The 15274-nt window shown below is 44.5% G+C and carries 12 protein-coding genes; 7 read left to right on the top strand and 5 right to left on the bottom strand.

The annotated features are described in order from the left end of the window. Nucleotides 1-185: 185 nt before the first annotated feature. Both PN836_RS03655 and PN836_RS03650 read right to left on the bottom strand, forming a co-directional pair. Nucleotides 186-2456, bottom strand: coding sequence for a TonB-dependent receptor (locus PN836_RS03655; RefSeq protein ID WP_395343626.1), 2271 nt, complete (start codon nt 2454-2456; stop codon nt 186-188). Nucleotides 2457-2602: 146 nt separating this feature from the next. Then, on the bottom strand, nt 2603-3604 hold the full coding sequence (locus PN836_RS03650) for a GlxA family transcriptional regulator (RefSeq protein ID WP_395343624.1): 1002 nt from the start codon (nt 3602-3604) through the stop codon (nt 2603-2605). Nucleotides 3605-3754: 150 nt separating this feature from the next. Here PN836_RS03650 and PN836_RS03645 point away from each other — a divergent pair, with 150 nt between their 5' ends. The 5 genes from PN836_RS03645 (at nt 3755) to PN836_RS03625 (ending at nt 9477) form a co-directional block, all read left to right on the top strand. Beyond that, nucleotides 3755-5578, top strand: a complete 1824-nt coding sequence (locus PN836_RS03645; RefSeq protein ID WP_395343622.1) for an acyl-CoA dehydrogenase — start codon at nt 3755-3757, stop codon at nt 5576-5578. 12 nt (nt 5579-5590) lie between these two features. After that, nucleotides 5591-6598, top strand: coding sequence for an NADP-dependent oxidoreductase (locus PN836_RS03640; protein WP_395343620.1), 1008 nt, complete (start codon nt 5591-5593; stop codon nt 6596-6598). 5 nt (nt 6599-6603) lie between these two features. After that, nucleotides 6604-7428 carry an SDR family NAD(P)-dependent oxidoreductase gene (locus tag PN836_RS03635; RefSeq protein WP_395343618.1) on the top strand — a complete coding sequence of 275 codons (825 nt, stop codon included), beginning with the start codon at nt 6604-6606 and terminating at the stop codon, nt 7426-7428. A gap of 38 nt (nt 7429-7466) precedes the next feature. Continuing rightward, nucleotides 7467-8228 (top strand): SDR family oxidoreductase, encoded by a 762-nt coding sequence (locus PN836_RS03630; RefSeq protein ID WP_395343616.1) that lies wholly within the window; start codon nt 7467-7469, stop codon nt 8226-8228. 118 nt (nt 8229-8346) lie between these two features. Then, on the top strand, nt 8347-9477 hold the full coding sequence (locus tag PN836_RS03625) for a nucleoside hydrolase (RefSeq protein WP_395343615.1): 1131 nt from the start codon (nt 8347-8349) through the stop codon (nt 9475-9477). A 72-nt stretch (nt 9478-9549) separates the two neighbouring features. On the opposite strand, the gene PN836_RS03620 is transcribed toward PN836_RS03625, so the two are convergent. Continuing rightward, nucleotides 9550-10749 (bottom strand): aromatic amino acid transaminase, encoded by a 1200-nt coding sequence (locus PN836_RS03620; protein ID WP_395343612.1) that lies wholly within the window; start codon nt 10747-10749, stop codon nt 9550-9552. A 106-nt stretch (nt 10750-10855) separates the two neighbouring features. Beyond that, complete coding sequence (locus tag PN836_RS03615; protein ID WP_395343611.1) at nt 10856-11626, bottom strand: NRDE family protein; 771 nt, start codon at nt 11624-11626, stop codon at nt 10856-10858. 410 nt (nt 11627-12036) lie between these two features. On the opposite strand from PN836_RS03615, the gene PN836_RS03610 reads away from it, so the two are divergent. After that, on the top strand, nt 12037-13293 hold the full coding sequence (locus tag PN836_RS03610) for a cystathionine gamma-synthase family protein (RefSeq protein WP_395343609.1): 1257 nt from the start codon (nt 12037-12039) through the stop codon (nt 13291-13293). A 100-nt stretch (nt 13294-13393) separates the two neighbouring features. Beyond that, the gene (locus PN836_RS03605; RefSeq protein WP_395343608.1) at nt 13394-14014 is read left to right on the top strand and encodes an FMN-dependent NADH-azoreductase; all 621 of its coding nucleotides are present in this window, start codon (nt 13394-13396) and stop codon (nt 14012-14014) included. 95 nt (nt 14015-14109) lie between these two features. Here the strand turns inward: PN836_RS03605 and PN836_RS03600 are convergent, their stop codons facing one another. Then, the gene (locus tag PN836_RS03600) at nt 14110-15273 is read right to left on the bottom strand and encodes a DUF418 domain-containing protein (RefSeq protein WP_395343605.1); all 1164 of its coding nucleotides are present in this window, start codon (nt 15271-15273) and stop codon (nt 14110-14112) included. Nucleotide 15274 lies beyond the last annotated feature (1 nt).

The raw sequence follows: 15274 nt of genomic DNA, 5'->3' as shown, positions 1-15274 counted from the left end.
CCCTACGGTCGCCAATAAAGAGCAAGTTTGCGAGTCGTTTTGTATAATATATCGCATCTGGCTCAAAAAGAATAATGCGAGTGATGGTACTGAAACTACAATGCTGAGGTTTTCCAATTGTGCACAAAAAAGCCCGCGGTGAAACGGGCCTTTCATCAAAAGCGACAGAAGTCGCTGAGCATAATTTAAAAAAAGTTAATTCTGCCCTCAATACCAAAGATGCGAGGCTGGTTAACAATACCCGTTAAATTGTTAAAGTCCACCGCGCCTCTTACATTATCTTCATCGGTGATGTTTCGGCCAAACAAGGCAACTGTATAGTTATGTTCAAAGTTTTCGTAACCCAAACGCAAGCCCCCTTCAAAGTTGTCGTCGGTCGTAAACTCTACAGACTCATATAAGAACAGGTTGGTTTCCCCTTGGAAGGCCCAATCGGTATAAGCAAATAGCTCGCCATTATCACCTACCGGTATCGCATAGCGCGCAGTGAAGTTGAAAATGGTCTCAGGCGCCTGCGGGAAGGGGTTGCCATCCACCAATGCCAGGCCATCAATAATCGGATCGGTAACCGTACAGTTGGCGCCACACGGTGCTACCAGTAAATTATCGTCTTGAATTTCGGTATCGTTGTAGCTGAAGCCTGCGGTTAACACAAAGTATTCGGTGACTAAATACTGTGCATCTACTTCAAACCCAAACGCCCGTCCTTTGTCAGCATTTAAAAGCGAGTTGCCGTTGTTGGCACCGCCAATTGCAGATAATTGGATATCGTCTACCTCATAGGCAAATACCGCAGCATTCAATCGTAAAGTATCATCTAGTAAATCAGCTTTAAAGCCAGCTTCTATTGAATTAATCGTTTCGGCGTCTGCAACGGAAGGATTGCCTTCAAAAGCGATGTCACGTCCTTGAATGGACTGCGCCCTAAATCCATTGGCAAAGCGTGCAAACAAGGAGACGTCATCACTTAGCTTGTAGTTTGCGCTTAATTCAAAGCTGGTTTGGCCGTCGTCTACGTTAACAGGGTCGTAGTCTTGGACTTGCGCTGCACCAATTACCAATGCAAAGCCGTCAACGTTTTGCTGACCTACCTCAAGTGATTTTTCATCATCAGTGTATCTAAGGCCACCAGTGATAGTGAGCTTCTCACTTAGCTCGTAGCTTGCTTGGCCGAAGACTGCCCATGTAGTGTTTTCATGAAATACGGTGCTTGCGCCAAAGAAACCATCGGTACTGGTGATATCAAATGACGAGTCAAAATAAAATACACCTGCCTGCCATTGCAAAGCTTCATCAGTATCACTAGCAATGCGAACTTCTTGAGTAAACTGATCGAGGTTGTCTAGGTTATCTTGAGTTACTGCGCTAAAAGGGATAAATCCTGGCCGCGGGTCTGGTGTAAAATCATCCGCGTTGCCGAACCCACCGTCTATATCCCCTAAGCTAAAACCTTCAGCTTCTTCGAATGCGGTAATAGACGTAATGGTAATATCACCCATGTCGTAATCGACTTTAAATGACCCGCCAAAGCCTTCGTATTCTTGAGGATTGTTGTCAAAACCATTGCCGTTCAGATTGCCATCGTATATTACTTCGTCGCGCTTGTAATTTTCATTTAAATCGTTTGAGCCGCGGGTAAATACGTTGGCTCTAAATACAGAGGCCGTGCCGTTTAAATCACGCCCATGCAACTGGGCAAGAATACTTAGGTCATCTGTTGGGGTAAATAGTAGTTGGCCGCGCCAGGCTTGTTCGTCAAAACCGCCAATCGCATCGCCTTCATCTGACGCGATATTATCAATGTAGTCACTGCGTGTTTGCGATAACACCGAAAATCGGCCGGATAAATTCTCACCTAACTTGCCGCCCACGGCGCCCTCTATATTGATAGTGTCGAAGCTGCCAAAGCCTGCTTTTACATAGGCGTCAAAGTCATCAGTGGGTTTAACCGAATCAAATTTGATAATACCTGCGGTGGTGTTTCGTCCAAAAAGGGTACCTTGCGGGCCGCGAATGACTTCTACTTGCTGGATGTCAAACAACGGAAAGCTTTTTAGAACCACATTTTCCATTACCACATCGTCCATTATAATGGACACGGGTTGAGAGGCTGCCAGGTCAAAATCAGTGTTACCCAAACCTCGAATGTAAAAGCGTGGTGCGACTCTGCCGTTGGAGGTTTCTGCATATAAGCCAGGAACACGCACTGCAAGCTCCAAAATGTCGCCGCCGCCAGAAAACAAACTGTCAAATTCTTCGCCACTTAAAGTCGCAATTGAAATAGGCACATCTTGAATACTTTGTGCGCGTCGCTGAGCAGTTACTGTGATTCGCTCCAAACCCGCTTCTTGCTCAGCGCTAGATAAAGCACCGTTTTCAGTTTCTTGAGATATCGCAGGCATTGTACACGCTAAAGACACGGCTAGCGCAAGAGTTGTTTGCTTGAAGATTTTCATGTTTTGTGTTCCGAATTTGGTTGTCTTGTCTTTTTATTTATAAGATTAGTGAAGCATACAGTTAGTGCATTAAAATAATAGCAGAACAATTGTTTAAATATCGTTAAACGTGCGTATAAAGTTCGTTAAAAAGCCACGTTGCGCAGCTAGAAGTCAAAATCTCTATGAAACTTTATACGGTACTGACTCGGCGTAAAACCAGTGTGCTTTTTAAACAGTTTTGCGAACGAGGCGGCGTCTTCGTATCCCACTTTTGAAGCGACCGTTTGTGTGTGTCGCTCACCGCTTTCCAATAGTCGTTTAGCCTGCTCAATGCGCACATTCTGGATGTATTGGATGGGCTTCATTTTTACATGTTGCTGAAATTGCCGATTAAGTGTCCGACTGGTTACATTCACCATGCTGGCCAACTCTTCCACTACCAAGTTTTGATTAAAGTTATCTTCTATGTAGTCCTGAACTTTCATTAAGTGGGCTTGTTGATGTTGCTTAAGCAATCTCAAATTTGCATATGCACTTTGTGAATTTCTGTGCACATCCATCACATGTGCCTTTGCGACCTGATTGGCGACTTCTCGCGTGCAGTAACGCTCAATTAACATTAAGCACAAGTTGTGAAAGGCAATGCCGCCGCCAGCACAATACACATTTTCAGAATGCGTCACCATTTGTTCAATATCTAATTCCACATGCTCAAACATGCGTTTAAATAGCGATTCGTATCCCCAATGAGTGGTTGCCACTTTGTTATCAAGCAAACCGGCGTCTGCAAGTAAAAATGCGCCGGAACAATTGCTCGCGATGTCGCAACCACTGTTATGCAAGCGAATAAGATGTGGCAGCAGTGCCTGATTGTCCTGAAGCACACGCTTTACTGATCCCCCTATGGTTGGGACAAGCAAAATGTTGGTGGCCTTGATATCTTCAATTGCCTCATGGGCGTTTAGTTTTAAGCGGTTCGTGCAAATAATATCCCGCTTGTTCAAGCTTGCGATACTCACACAAAATCGAGGTTGAACATCCTGCTGATTAAAGCGTTGCCAAGATACTCCAGCAAAAGAAAAAATGTCGAGGGCGCCTGTAATTGCTGACGCTAGCGCACCGTCAAAGCCCAAGATAGTGACCTTGTATTGTTTAAAATAGGGCATGTGCTTCTCGCACTCTGTGTTTAGCTGTTAACAGATTATTCATAAATTTTATACATGTCGCTTTTAACCATTAATATGGCATAAATGACACTCACTAAACAAGACTATAGTCCTTATTATAAGTAAATAACAACATAGACGAGGTAACACATGGCCGCCGATACGCTTATCCACGATATGGAGCTTCCTTTTCAGCTCTACGATGTACTTAATACTGAAGCACTATGTGAACACGAACGTTTCGCTGACCACAATCGGGACACCTTTGATGCAGTGCTTGATACCGCCCACAAAATGTCAGCGAAGTTATTTCTTCCACATAATCATATAGCCGACCAAAAAGAGCCCCAATTTGATGGCAAAACGGTCAGCATGATCCCCGACGTCAAGACGGCTTTTGATGCTTTTCGTGAAGCCGGGTTCATAGCGGGACGTTATGCTTTTGAAGATGGCGGTATGCAGCTTCCTGAAACAGTCATGACTGCTGTGTCAGGCTATTTCATGGCGGCGAATCCGTCGACCACCGCATACCCTTTTTTAACCGCTGCCGCAATCAACGTCATTAGTCATTTTGCAAGTACAGACTTAAAAGCGCAGTTCATGCCAAAAATGTTGACTGGAGACTTTACTGGAACAATGGCGCTAACTGAACCGCATGCTGGCAGTTCCTTAGCAGACATTACGACCACTGCAGTAAAGCAAAATGATGGCAGCTATCGGGTAAAAGGTTCGAAGATATACATCTCAGGAGGCGAGCATGAGCTTTCCGACAATATTGTTCATTTAGTGCTGGCTAAGATCCCTGGCGGTCCTGCTGGCGTGAAAGGTATTTCACTATTCATCGTGCCCAAATTTCGATTGGATGAAAACGGTGAACCAAGTGAACGCAATGATGTTCAGCTTGCTGGTTTGTTACATAAATTGGGTTACAGAGGCACTACATCCACCGCCTTGAGTTTTGGTGAAAATGATGACTGTCATGGGTATTTGGTAGGCGAAGAACACTTCGGTTTGCGCTACATGTTTATGATGATGAATGAGGCACGCATTGGCGTTGGCTTTGGCGCTGCTATGATTGGGTATAGAGGATTCCAATACTCACTGGATTTCGCTAAAGACCGAACTCAAGGGCGCGTTGCCCCGCATACAAAGCCAGATGATCCTGCCGCTCCCATCATTTTGCATGGTGATGTAAAGCGAATGCTGCTTGCACAAAAAGCCTACACGGAAGGCGGTATGTCTCTTTGCCTATTTGGCTCCAACCTAATTGACCGAATCAACACTTGTGAGGATGAGCAAGAAAAAGAAGGCCTCCAAGAAATGTTAGATTTATTGACCCCAGTATTAAAGGCGTGGCCCTCAGAATACGGACCCAAAGCGAATGACTTGGGCATTCAGGTCTTGGGCGGCTCTGGCTATACCCGAGAGTATTTGTCAGAGCAGTTTTGGCGTGACAATCGCTTAAATCCTATCCACGAGGGAACTAATGGCATTCAGGCGCTGGATTTGACCTTTAGAAAGCTTTGGCAGAAAAACGGTCTTGGCCTAAAAATCTTGCAGCAGGAAATTGAGCGCGATTTACAGAACATCAAGACCCCCCAATCTGCCAAGCTAGCTCAGAAGCTCGGGCAATACTTAGGCAAACTTCACAAGCTTCTTCAACACGTAGGAGCCGCATTGCAAAGTGGCGAGCATGCGAGTTTAAGCGCTAACGCGCAAGCTATGATGAATGCTTTCGCGAGTATCGTGGTGAGTTGGATTTGGGTGCGACAGGCAGCAGTTGCAGAGCAAAAATTAGTGTCAATGGGCGTGAATAACGCAACAGAAGGAGACAGTGCTCACGCTTTTTACAAAGGCAAAATCGCCGCAGCTCAATACTTTCTCGACTGGGAGTTACCCACAATAAAGCGAGATTTAGAACTACTACACAACAATAATGATGTTTGTGCAAATATGCATCCAGACTGGTTTTAGGAGAATACTTCGATGACACAATTAAATAAGCAATGGAAACTAAAAGCGCGGCCAATCGGTGAACCAAGCGCTGATACGTGGGATTATGTTGAAGCTGAAATCCCCAGTCCTGCGGACGGTCAAATTCTGGTGAAAGTCCAATATGTGTCTCTGGATCCTGCTATGCGCGGCTGGTTAAACGACGCTAAATCTTACATCGAACCGGTTCAAATTGGGGATGTCATGCGCGCGGGCACTGTGGGGCAAGTTATCCAAAGCAAGCATGATGCATTTGCAGTGGGTGATTTTGTTGTTGGGCATAACGGCGTGCAGCAATATGCGCTGAGCGATGGAAAGGGGATGCATAAAGTCGACCCTAAGTTGGCGCCACTGTCGTACTACTTAGGTGTGCTGGGTATGCCAGGCATGACTGGCTATTTTGGTTTATTAAAATCGGGTGAACCCAAAAGTGGTGAAACGGTTGTTATTTCGGGCGCAGCTGGAGCCGTGGGAGGCTTAGTTGGGCAAATAGCAAAAATTAAAGGTTGCACGGTGGTGGGCATTGCAGGTGGTAAAGAAAAGTGCCAGTTCTTGATTGATGAGCTGGGTTTTGATGCCGCGATTGATTATAAAAATGAGAATGTCCGCAAAGCATTAAAACAAACCTGTCCAAAAGGTGTCGACGTGTTTTTTGATAACGTTGGTGGCGATATCTTGGACGATGTGCTCACGCGTATTAACTTTAAAGCGCGCATTGTTATTTGCGGAGCAATAAGTCAATACAACAATACAAGGCCCGTCAAAGGACCATCTAACTATCTTTCTTTGCTGGTAAATCGTGCGCGAATGGAAGGTATTGTTGTATTTGATAACGCTAAAGAGTATCCAGTCGCAATGCAGGAAATCGGCGGCTGGATTAAATCTGGGCAGATGAAAGCAAAAGAGCATATTGTTGAGGGAATTGAGACCTTTCCTGATACGCTGATGATGCTCTTTAAAGGCCAGAATTTTGGCAAACTTATCTTAAAAGTAGGGGAGTAATTATCATGACCGAATCTTCTTCTATAACCGCATTATCTCAGTATGGCAATGACTTTCCCGCGGCGAATGTAAGTGGTAAGCGCATTCTGATTACAGGTGGCGCATCAGGTATCGGCGCCGCCAGCGCAAAAGTCTTGGCAAATCGAGGGGCGCGGGTAATTATTGCAGATCTAGCTAGCGAGGCAGGTCAAGCCATCGCTAAAGAGGCGTCAGAGCACCAGAAAGATATGGTGTTTCATAAGGTTGACGTGGCTGATAAGGATTCTGTAAACGCTTTGTTTGCGTTTGCAATGCAGCAATTCGGTGGGCTTGATGTGGTGATAAATAATGCTGGTATCGACCATAAGCCTAAACCTATGCATGAACTCAGCGATGACGATTTTGACCGAAATATTGCCGTTAATCTTAAGGGTGTTTGGCACTGCATGCGAGCAGCCTTGGCATGTATGCTTAAAGAGGGTGTGGCGGGCAAGCCAGGGCACGTGATAAATGTTGCTTCTGTAGCGGGTTTGCGTTCTTCACCTATGATTTCAGCTTACAGTGCAGCCAAACATGGTGTAATGGGCTTAACTAAGTCGGCTGCTATTGAATACGCCAAAGCAAATATTCGATTTAATGCGGTATGCCCAAGTTTTATTGATACTCCGATGGTACAAAATACACTTTCACAGCTAGACGAACGTGGTCAAAAAGCCATTGTAAAGGCAAGCCCGCTTCGCCGCCTCGGCAAAGTGGAAGAGATATCTGGTGCGGTGGCGTGGCTTTGCAGTGATGAAAGCAGCTTCATGAATGGTCATGCACTTACTTTAGATGGCGGCATGCTAGCGTAAAGTTGCCCCGCGCTGAATACACTATAGGTAAAACAGTTATGAAAAATTTATTTGATTTAAGCGGTAAAGTGGCAATCGTGACCGGAGCAAGTCGCGGCATTGGAGAATCGATTGCGAGATTATTGGCACAATATGGCGCACATGTATTGGTGTCTAGCCGCAAAATTGATGCATGCGAGGCGGTAGCACAGAGTATTCGCGATGACGGCGGGAGGGCCAGTGCTTTTGCGTGTCACGTAGGGGAAATGGCACAAATTACGGCTTTGTTCGAGCACGTAAAGTCTGAGTTTGGACGCGTTGATATTTTGGTAAATAACGCTGCGGCGAATCCATACTTTGGACATATTCTCGATACAGATTTAGCGGCTTACAGCAAGACAGTTGACGTGAATGTTCGCGGTTACTTTTTTATGTCTATTGAGGCAGGTAAAATGATGCGGGAACAAAACGGCGGCGTAATCCTAAATACGGCCTCGGTAAATGGTATTAGGCCGGGAGATATGCAAGGTATTTATAGCATTACCAAAGCAGCTGTGATTAGTATGACTCAGTCCTTTGCAAAAGAATGCGGGAAGCACAATATTCGCGTTAATGCGCTCCTGCCAGGCTTGACCGACACTAAGTTTGCATCCGCTTTAACAACGAACGATAACATTTTGCAAACTGCGCTTAAGCAAATTCCACTCGGGCGTGTCGCTGACCCAGATGAAATGGCAGGCACAGTGCTTTATCTTGTGTCAGACGCATCAAGCTATACAACGGGCGCGAGTGTTATAGTGGATGGCGGCATGCTGGCCTAAGCACGGCATCTTACACAAATTCCTTAAAGCATGTTTGCCAATATCAGCATTGACAATTAAAGGTGCTTGGCGTGTAGTTACCCATAGTTGTTCTATAAGTTCATCGATGGGTATCACTATGACATACTTTAAGAGTTGCTGCGGCAAGCGGGCACAAAGCCTGCTTGCTATATGGAGTATAAGTTGGGTATTGCTGGGATGCTCCGGCCCTCAAACTAAGGATAAGCTTGATAATACACAAAGCACGCATAGCGCTTCTGTGCAAAGCATGTCAAAAGCATCGCATCAGCCCGTAAAACTCATTTTTGACACCGATTTTGGCGGCGACGCCGACGACCTAGGCGCGCTTGCTATGCTTCACTCATACGCTGACGAAGGTGCAGTAGATTTATTATCCGTGATGAGCTGGGCAAACGAGCGTCATGCCATACAAGCTATTGACGCTGTAAATCATTTCTATGGAAGACCGGATTTAAGGATTGGTGTAAGGCAAGCCGAGCAGTGGTATACCCAATGGAGTTATAGCGAGCCCATTGCAAATCAATTTGAACATTCCCTGAAATCCGCATCGCAGGCGCGCGCTGCGGTATCACTATATCGCGAAATCTTAAGCCAATCAGATGACAATTCTGTGGTGATTGTCACGGTTGGGCCGCTGGCGAATATCCAAAATTTACTCATGTCTGAGCCTGATCAATATTCTGAACTCAATGGCTACGATTTAGTACATCAAAAGGTCGAAAAATTTGTGATCATGGGCGGGCGACTTCCAGACGGAGGTACTGATGAAACGACTGAATGGAATTTCAGCGGGAGCATGCCCGGCGTGACTAAGTATGTGCTAGAAAATATTAAACTTCCGATTATTTTTAGTGGTTTTGAGGTAGGTAAGGCTCTAACAACTGGAAGCGAAATTAACCAACACCCTAAAAACACGCCGCTTTACGTTGGATACTTACATTTTAGTGAATTTGCTCCTTGGATGAAAGAAAACTTCACCGGCGAAGTGCTCGACAATGCAACTTTTGACCAAACCGCAGTTATGTACGCGGTTGTTGGCGGGGTAGGCGAACACTGGCGCTTAAGTGAACCTGGGTTGGTATCGGCAAATGAGCTTGGCACCAGCGCCTGGCGCTATGATGATGCGGGTACACACAGATATTTGATTTTGCCAGATAGCGAAGAACAGCGCGTGAAGACTCAAAACTACATCCTTGAGCGCATGATGTATGCGCCAAGGACGGATTAACTTTTGTTACACCACAATTGAATGCCTGCGCCACTTCACGCTATTGACACGTGCAAAGCTTCCTAGCAACGCTCAGTGACTTTTTAATGTGTCGGCAATGGCTTTCGCCAATACTTCTACGTTTGAATGATTAATGCCTGCTATATTGACGCGGCTTGAATCAACAAAATAAACGCTGTGCTCACTTCGAAGCGTTCTGACGTGCTCTGGAGAAATACACAAAAACGAAAACATCCCTTTTTGTCTATTTACAAAATCAAAATCTTTATCGACGCCTTGTTTATGCAAGTTATCGACTAGGAGCTTTCGCAGCGTGATCATGCGCTCACGCATTTCGGTGACTTCATCTTTCCAAACCTCGCTAAGCTTCTCATTGGCTAGAATAATATCAACGAGTGCTCCACCGTAGCTCGGTGGCATTGAGTAAATTCCCCGAGCCACAGACTGAATTTGAGATTGCGTGATTTTTTTTGTATTTGCATCCTTTCCTATTATGGCTGCAAGCCCTACGCGCTCCCGATACAAACCGAAGTTCTTGCTGCATGAGGCTGCAATCACCATTTCATCAACGCTTTCGGCAAGCAAGCGCAGACCATATACATCCTCTTCGAGACTTTCACCAAAGCCCTGATATGCAAGGTCAACGAAGGGCAGGAAGCCATTTTTGACTGCAAGCTCTGTTAAGCTTTGCCATTGCTTGTTGGTTAAATCGGCTCCTGTTGGGTTGTGACAGCATCCGTGAAGTAAGACCACATCACCTTTTTTGACCTCTTTCAAGCAATCCATCATTGCCTCGAACTTGATGCTTGCGCTGGCTTTATCAAAATATGGATATGTTTTTAAGGTTAATCCGGCGTCGCCTAAAAGTGGAATATGGTTCGCCCAAGTTGGGTCACTCACCCATACGACCGTATCCTTGTTGCAGCGCATCAAAAGTTCAGCAAGTATTCTAAGTGCACCACAGCCACCAGGTGCTTGCACCCCAGCAACCCGATTGTCTTTTAAGACAGGTGATTGAGCGCCTAAGATGAGTGACAACATACCGTCAATATAACCCTGATGGCCCTGTGGGGTAATGTATACCTTGGATGTTTCACGCTTGTCTAACTCTTGCTGGGCTAAACTCACCGCTTTAAGAATAGGCGTATTACCATGCTCATCTTTGTATACGCCCACGCCCAAATCAATCTTATGTGGATTGCTGTCTTCTTTAAAAGCGGCTGATAAACCGAGAATAGGGTCAGGAGATAGGGCGGGTAGAGCTTCAAACACGGACTGGATTCCTTTAAGTTAGGGGAAGATAACAGCATCATTATGCATGATTAACTTAAGAATTCGAGTCAATTTTTGTCTAATAGTGATAGTTTGAAAATGAAACTCAGTGACGCAAAGAAAACATATAGGTTTGTTGGTCCACAAGCTTGGCAGTAGGATTAAAGCTTCTTTCTTGCCAAAATACCTGTCGATGCTTATCCATCAGTAAAACGGTGCACGAGCGTGTACCGTAGTCTGGTGATTCGATAAAAATAGATGACAGCTTTCGCTCCCACTCAATGGGTACACCGGTCTGGGGCAGTACTTCGTCACTTGCCTTTGTGCTGTTGCCGAGCAAATCGAACAAGTGCTCAATATTCAATATTGTACTTTGTTGACAATACTTCACTAACTCACTTCGACCTAAATCGAGCTTGGGCCACGGACTATTTAAGCTCGCATTGGATAAGCCGTAGACCCCTTTTTTCAAACTATAGACTGAGTCATCGAAGTTGTTGTAAACCTGAAGGGAGTCTAAGTTGCCAAACAATAGGTTGTAGCCGTTGAATTCAGCGGCGCTTGAAGAGAGTCGTCCTAAATATTCTTTCGCGCCAACATTGTCGGTCAAAAAGTTCATCACTAATTCGCCGCGGCTTCTTGCCTCTGAAATTTCTTTCCCTGGTGCGCGTATATTCGTTAATGCCGCTAGTTTTCCAGTAGCCGATACTCCCATCCAACTTCCCCCAGCTTGTAAGTCTTTTCCAGCTAATACATCAGGGTACTCAGGCCAAAAAGCAGAAGCTTGGGTAGGGCGTTGATGAAATTCATCTCGATTGGCAGCAACAATTAGGGGGTAATCAGGATGTTGCTCAACGGCAATAAACAAAATACACATTTATATAGTTCAATCTCTCTAGGGCGTGTTGATCTTTGCTGTATGAATTTTGTACGCTCTGTGTGTTCATCGATCGCGGCACATGCTCGCAGGTGCAGTATATCTGCATCAAGAGCATGTAACAAAGAGCGGTGGACACACAGAGCGTACCCTTTGTGGCTCCCACAGCAGTGAGCGCTTGTGCACCATTTATACTGCATCATCGCAATTTTATGTAGATGACTACACTTCAATTGCGTTTCTTTGTCTAAATAGCGCACAAACTGCTGCAAAATCATACAGCAAAGGTCAACACGCCCTAGTCTTGGCACACGAATGCTTATTTGCCATTCTGCGCGCTATACAATAGTGAGTACTTTCGATAACATCAACTGAATTTTATCGCAGTAAGCCAAAGAGACTTCCTCGCAGTGAGCAACCGAGTAAAAACCACCCAGTTAGTGCATGGAGATAGGCGCCTAAACAAACCGCAAAATGGCGCAGTTCATGAGCCAAGCAACAATTCAGTGTTGTTTGAATTTGATGACGTTTCAGAACTTGAAGCGGTGTTTCAAGGCAAGCAAGCCGGGCATGTTTATTCCCGCAGTTCATCGGGTTCAGCGGTAGCCCTACAAAACATGCTCAGCGATTTAGAAGGTGGTGCAGGCGCAGTGGTGTTTTCTACCGGCATGGCAGCCATCAGTGCAATGATGTTTTCGCTCTTAAAAGCGGGAGATCATATTGTAGTCAGTCAGTTTTTGTTCGGTAATACGCGCAGCTTTATGCAAACACTAGGTAACTTTGACATTGATGTAAGCTTTGTGGATGTCACACAAGCAAATAATGTACAAAACGCCATGCAAGACAACACTAAAATGGTGTTTTGTGAGTCTATTGCTAATCCCGTAACGCAGGTGGCAGATTTAAGCGGTATAAGTGAAGTGTGTGCTCAAAACGAGGCATTATTTGTCATTGACAACACTATGACCCCAGCTAGCATGTTGGACGCAAAATCGTTCGGAGCCTCGATTGTCGTGTCTTCACTAACGAAATACATAGGCGGACATGGCAATGTCTTGGGCGGGGTGCTAGTAGATTTAGGTAATTTTGATTGGTGTTGTTTTGACAATATTTCTGACATCTACAAAGTAAGCAATACAGCACAATGGGGACTCACGCAAATTCGCAAGCGTGGGCTTAGAGACATGGGCGGTACTTTGGCCCCACAGTCTTGTCATCAGCTTTCAGTTGGGCTTGAAACGCTCAATATGCGTATGCACAAAACGTGCAGTAATGCGCTTGCATTGGCTCAGTTTTGTGAAGCGCAGAATGCAATTAAACGCGTTCATTACCCTGGTCTTAGCAATCACCCTCACCATGAAAGAGCTCGCGAACAATTTTCAGAACAATATGGCGGAATACTGAGTATTGAACTCATGGACAGGATTGATATGCGCGCATTTATTAATGCTATGAGCTTGATAATCTGCTCAACGCATTTAGGGGATACGCGCACGTTGATACTTCCGGCGGCTACTACCATATTTCATGAAAACGGACCTCAGCAAAGAGCGGCTATGGGAATAGATGATATGCTCATCAGGATTAGTGTTGGCATCGAAGACATAGAGGATCTTTTAGGGGACATCACGCAAGCGTTAAACATTGCCGAATCTCAAGATTCATAGTTTTCGATTAAATAGAAAGATTCAGCGTATTTATTGCAATATACGTCGTTATATTTGATAGATAGAATGTCATCATTAATTAAAAAGATGAGATTTTCTGATGACAAATACCCACCCAATTACTAAAGTTTTAGTCGTAAACAGTTCTTTAAATGGTGATGCAGGCAATAGCAATAAAGCTACAGCAAAGTATTTAGAGGCGCTGAAAACGCATCAGCACATTGATGTTACTGAGATTGATTTAAATGCAATAGACTTACCGCACTTAAGTTCACAAGAAATGGAAGCTTGGAGCGTGAAAGAAATCGATAGAACTGCACAGCAATCAAAGCTGGCTGCCTTTTCGGATGATTTCATTAAAGCCCTGAGCAATGCAGATGAAATTGTGATTGGTGTGCCTATGTATAATTTTGGCATTCCATCCACACTTAAAGCATTTTTTGACCGTATCGCGCGAGCCGGTATCACCTTTGCTTACACCGAAAATGGTCCCAAAGGCTTAATTACCGGAAAAAAGGTGAGTGTGATTGCGGCTCGCGGCGGCAAATATCATGGCACAGCGCTCGATACTTCAAGCGCTTACGTAAAAAATTTCCTCGCTTTTTTAGGTATGACAGATGTAAATTTTTACTATATTGAAGGACTTGCAATGGGAGGCGATTCAGCTGATCAGGCATGGGGTAAATTTTCTGAAAAATTAAGTGAACTAAATGCTGCATAAAAACACTAATAACTACTACTGATTGATAATTGATTATTAATCATTAGTGTGTTCCTAGTTGAGTGTGTTGATAGCCCCGCGAAAGCGGGGCTTTTTTATATCTGTTCCGATATCTTTGCTGTTTTGCTTTCGTATCTTTTAGTGTAAACCTTTCGCCAGATGTACTCCAAAGGCCCTTGTTCGTAATGACTCACAAGCCAATTGGCTAGCAACATCTGCACGACGGTTAACATTGCCGTAATCCCCATCAAATGCAACAATGAAATTGACGCTATGTAATCAGGATAAGTTGATGCGAGTACGATTTTAAACAATACCGCCATTGATACAGATTGAAAAATGTACAAGCTCAAGGCTACCTTTCCGCAGTTGTTTAATGTTCTCATTAGCCAGCCATTATCTTTGCTAAGTCTGATAAAAACATGTGCATATATCAAACTCACAAATATAGCAGGAACACTTGCCAGCAATGGTGTTACCGTTGCGTCTACGTTTTCCTGTAATGCATAGGGTGTGAGACTCAGACTCGTGGTTACAACAGCCAAAAAGGCTGTCTTATAAAGTGCACTACGGCTAAATCCATTCACAAAAAAATTGCTATGGTATAAATACATGCCAATCAGCATCAATCCAAACACTTGCCAGATAATGGAGAGAAAGGAGAATATCAGTAGTACAAGAGCGATACCCGCATTGGCGCCGATATAATAAAGATAATTAGCATTGAGAAAGGCGTACTTACTAGCAAACGCTTCAGATGAGCGTGTAATTATATCTTCAGGTGGGGTGAATAAAATGGCTAAGATGCCAAGGATGACGCACATTACGCTGCCAGCTATAAACCTGCGTTTACCAAGTCTTAATATCTCCTCTGGGTCTTTTGGTAAATGCTTGATTACAATATAGCCCGCCAGCGCATAGAGCATCAATATGTCGCCCCCAAAGATAAACGCAGCATGAATCAAACCGATGATGAATAACCAGAAAAGACGCGATTTTAAATAGATAATAGGATCTATCTGTTTTTGTTGTCCTCGCTCGTACAGTATGGCAAGACCCACTCCAAAAATAATACAAAATAAACTGCGAAATCGTCCATCAGCAAATATCGCCTGTATGATTAGAATCACTTTATCTGAAACAAGCGGTGGATCTAAGCTGACGTAGCCAGTGAGTATGTTAACGTGAAAGCCTATATTCATCGTCAAGATGCCTAAAATGGCTAATCCACGCAGAGAATCGATTGCTTGAATACGCATA

Origin of the sequence: Ningiella algicola, from assembly GCF_028401415.2 — a bacterium.
Taxonomy (GTDB): domain Bacteria; phylum Pseudomonadota; class Gammaproteobacteria; order Enterobacterales; family Alteromonadaceae; genus Glaciecola.
Note: the sequence above shows the minus strand (reverse complement) of the source record. Positions and strands in the feature narration are given on the sequence as shown.

What these genes read in the sequence shown, in the direction of transcription:
- PN836_RS03625 (WP_395343615.1), top strand. Translation starts at nt 8,347, where the DNA reads ATGACATACTTTAAGAGTTGCTGCGGCAAGCGGGCACAAAGCCTGCTT.
- PN836_RS03615 (WP_395343611.1), bottom strand. Translation starts at nt 11,626, where the DNA reads ATGTGTATTTTGTTTATTGCCGTTGAGCAACATCCTGATTACCCCCTA.
- PN836_RS03630 (WP_395343616.1), top strand. Translation starts at nt 7,467, where the DNA reads ATGAAAAATTTATTTGATTTAAGCGGTAAAGTGGCAATCGTGACCGGA.
- PN836_RS03650 (WP_395343624.1), bottom strand. Translation starts at nt 3,604, where the DNA reads ATGCCCTATTTTAAACAATACAAGGTCACTATCTTGGGCTTTGACGGT.
- PN836_RS03640 (WP_395343620.1), top strand. Translation starts at nt 5,591, where the DNA reads ATGACACAATTAAATAAGCAATGGAAACTAAAAGCGCGGCCAATCGGT.
- PN836_RS03645 (WP_395343622.1), top strand. Translation starts at nt 3,755, where the DNA reads ATGGCCGCCGATACGCTTATCCACGATATGGAGCTTCCTTTTCAGCTC.
- PN836_RS03605 (WP_395343608.1), top strand. Translation starts at nt 13,394, where the DNA reads ATGACAAATACCCACCCAATTACTAAAGTTTTAGTCGTAAACAGTTCT.
- PN836_RS03600 (WP_395343605.1), bottom strand. Translation starts at nt 15,273, where the DNA reads ATGCGTATTCAAGCAATCGATTCTCTGCGTGGATTAGCCATTTTAGGC.
- PN836_RS03655 (WP_395343626.1), bottom strand. Translation starts at nt 2,456, where the DNA reads ATGAAAATCTTCAAGCAAACAACTCTTGCGCTAGCCGTGTCTTTAGCG.
- PN836_RS03635 (WP_395343618.1), top strand. Translation starts at nt 6,604, where the DNA reads ATGACCGAATCTTCTTCTATAACCGCATTATCTCAGTATGGCAATGAC.